Annotated in this window: 3 protein-coding genes and 1 pseudogene; 3 read left to right on the top strand and 1 reads right to left on the bottom strand. The window is 66.7% G+C overall.

Annotation, left to right across the window (positions count from 1 at the left end; translation table 11 throughout):
* Nucleotides 1-442 (top strand): annotated as a pseudogene (locus GPA_RS02120) (ferredoxin); the annotation flags it as partial.
* A 109-nt stretch (nt 443-551) separates the two neighbouring features.
* Here the strand turns inward: GPA_RS02120 and GPA_RS02115 are convergent.
* Complete coding sequence (locus GPA_RS02115) at nt 552-1,112, bottom strand: DUF308 domain-containing protein (protein ID WP_015538804.1); 561 nt, start codon at nt 1,110-1,112, stop codon at nt 552-554.
* A gap of 204 nt (nt 1,113-1,316) precedes the next feature.
* Between GPA_RS02115 and GPA_RS02110 the strand changes: the two genes are divergently transcribed.
* Both GPA_RS02110 and GPA_RS20585 read left to right on the top strand, forming a co-directional pair.
* Nucleotides 1,317-1,721, top strand: a complete 405-nt coding sequence (locus GPA_RS02110) for a metal-sensing transcriptional repressor (RefSeq protein ID WP_015538803.1) — start codon at nt 1,317-1,319, stop codon at nt 1,719-1,721.
* A 313-nt stretch (nt 1,722-2,034) separates the two neighbouring features.
* The coding region (locus GPA_RS20585; RefSeq protein ID WP_269446297.1) for a heavy-metal-associated domain-containing protein at nt 2,035-2,179 on the top strand (145 nt) is incomplete at its 3' end.

The raw sequence follows: 2,179 nt of genomic DNA, 5'->3' as shown, positions 1-2,179 counted from the left end.
CTTCGCGGCAGAGGACTCGCCTGCCGCGTCGGCGGCGGCCGACGCTTCTGCCGCCGCCGCAGCCCCGGACGCTCCGCCGAGGTCCCGGTTGGCGCAGTGGCCGGTGGAGATCAAGCTCGTGCCTGCTCAGGCGCCGTACTTCGCGGGCGCGCACGTGCTCGTGGCGGCCGACTGCACGGCGTTCGCCTATGCGGACTTCCACCGTCGCCTCATGGACGGCAAGATCACGGTCATCGGCTGCCCCAAGCTCGACGCGGTCGACTACGCGGACAAGCTGGCCGAGATATTCGCCTCCAACGACGTGGCCTCGGTCACGGTCGCGCGCATGGAGGTTCCCTGCTGCGGCGGGCTGGAGCAGGCGGCGCGGACGGCGCTCGCGCGCAGCGGAAAAGACGTGCCGTTCGCGGTGGCCACGATATCGACGCGCGGCGAGCTGCTCTAGGAACCGCCTGCCAGGACCGCCTCCAAGACGGGCTTCTGCCGCGCGTTTTCCAGTGCGGCACGCCTCTTGCAGCTGCGCGGATGCCGCCCGCGCAGCCCTGCCCCCGTCGCTACGCCTCGGCCTCTATCTTCAGCTTGCCGTGCTTGCGATGCAGCTTGAAGGGATAGAGGATGAGCTCGATGCCCAGCACGATGAGATGGTGCTCGATGTTGGCGAACGGGTTCAGTATGAGCAGCACCGACAGCACGAACTGCAGCACGCAGAACGCCAGCGCCACGGCGAAGGGGCGCTTGTGCCTGATGTCGGAGAAGATGCCGTCGAACGTGCGGGCGGCCTTCTGCAGGCCGAGAAGGCCCCATACGATGCCGATGAACACGGTGGAGTTCGCCCCGTGCACGATGATGACCAGGCCGAGGACGCACAGCACGATGGCCGACCCCAGGCTCTCGCGGCCCGCGCCCGCATCGCGCTCGCGCACGACGGCCACGATGCTGCCGATGGCCGAGACCACCATCGGCACGCCCAGGTACCACGGCAGCGCCTCCTCGGCAAGGGCGGGGAACAGCAGGCAGCTCACGCCCGCCACCGGCACCAGCAGCATGGATATCACGGCAACCTGCACGCTTATCTTGCTGTTCCTCACGTCTTTCACGGACGAGACGGTGGTCATGGAATTCCTCCTCTATCGGTTTCAGCGGGCAATTCTACCATTCATGCAGTTTCGCACGGACCGACCCGGGCCAAGGAGGAGCGAAAACCTGCACGATGTTGACAAACTGTCGGGCAACGTCTCTTGACAATACCCTCATGGGGTATATACTGACCGCGTGATAGATACCCGACAGGGGTATAAGGCAAGCAGAGAGGACGAGCCATGGCGAGCGACGGCCCGTTGACGGATGAAAAGGCGACCGCGACCGACGACGGCGCGATCGCGACCGACGACGGCGCGAGGGCGACGGAGGGCGGCGCGCGCGACGGGGCGGCGTGCCCGTGCCGTCACAAGGAAACGCCCCGCGACGAGGAGCTGCAGGCCGACCTGCAAAAGCGCCTCAACCGGGTGATAGGGCAGCTGGGCGGGGTGAAGGCCATGCTCGACGACAACCGCTACTGCGGCGACGTGCTCGTGCAGCTGGCCGCGGCCGAGAGCGCCGTGCGCAGCATCTCGAGCAAGCTTCTGCAGAACCATTTGGAGACATGCGTGGTCGAGCAGATACAGCGCGGCAACGTGGAGGTCGTCGACGAGGTCATGCAGCTCATGAGGAAGTTCTCGCGCTGACCGCACCGCAGCGCGTATTGCCGCAAGCGATTCGACGGCGGATGTTTCACGTGAAACATCCGTTCGTGATCGGGAAAGCTGCCTGTGCGGAAGCGGTGCTTTCAGCGGGTGGATCGGGCGGGCTTGCGAGCGAACGAAAAACCGACGTCGCGGGCATGCGAGCCAAGGCGGGCTCGCGCCCGATCGAACGGTGCGATGCGCGTGGCGCAGGAGCACGCGGCCCCGTTCGACGGCGAAGACAACCAGGACGGACGACGCGGTCCGCACGGGCCGCGCAAGTTAGGAGGCGGAAGCCTTGAAGCAGACGTTCGACGTGACCGGCATGACGTGCGCGGCGTGCTCGGCGCACGTGGAGAAGGCGGCGCGCGGCGTGGAAGGCGTGTCCGACGTTGCTGTGAACCTGCTGAAGAACAGCATGGAAGTGGACTCCGACGGCGCGCCCGAGACGCTCGCAGCCG

Source organism: Gordonibacter pamelaeae 7-10-1-b (genome assembly GCF_000210055.1).
Lineage (GTDB): Bacteria > Actinomycetota > Coriobacteriia > Coriobacteriales > Eggerthellaceae > Gordonibacter > Gordonibacter pamelaeae.
Note: the sequence above shows the minus strand (reverse complement) of the source record. Positions and strands in the feature narration are given on the sequence as shown.